This is a genomic window from Pseudomonas sp. HY7a-MNA-CIBAN-0227 (assembly GCF_040310325.1).
GTDB lineage: Bacteria > Pseudomonadota > Gammaproteobacteria > Pseudomonadales > Pseudomonadaceae > Aquipseudomonas.
This window is the reverse complement of sequence record NZ_JBEOPT010000149.1, coordinates 1-269: the sequence shown is the minus strand read 5'-3', so window position 1 is coordinate 269 and position 269 is coordinate 1. Positions and strand designations below refer to the sequence as shown.

The window sequence follows — 269 nt, the reverse complement described above, 5'->3', positions numbered from 1 at the left end:
ATCCAGCACGATCACCACAAAGATCGATTGCACCACGCTCGACGTGGTATGCGCGCCGACAGATTCGGCACTGCCGCTGACTTTGAAACCTTCCAGGCAGCCAATGGCCGCGATCAAAAAGGCAAAGATCGGCGCCTTCACCATGCCCACCAGAAAGTGCTGCACGCCAATGTCCGATTGCAGCAGCGAAAGAAACATCGCCGGCGAAATATCCAGAGCCACGGCACACACCACACCACCGCCGACGATCCCCGAGAGCATCGCCAGGA

Annotated in this window: 1 protein-coding gene; it reads right to left on the bottom strand. The window is 58.4% G+C overall.

What is annotated here, in order from left to right; translation table 11 throughout:
• Window positions 1–269 (bottom strand): MlaE family ABC transporter permease (locus AAEZ06_RS27355; RefSeq protein WP_350617242.1); only part of this gene is annotated, 269 nt, incomplete at both ends.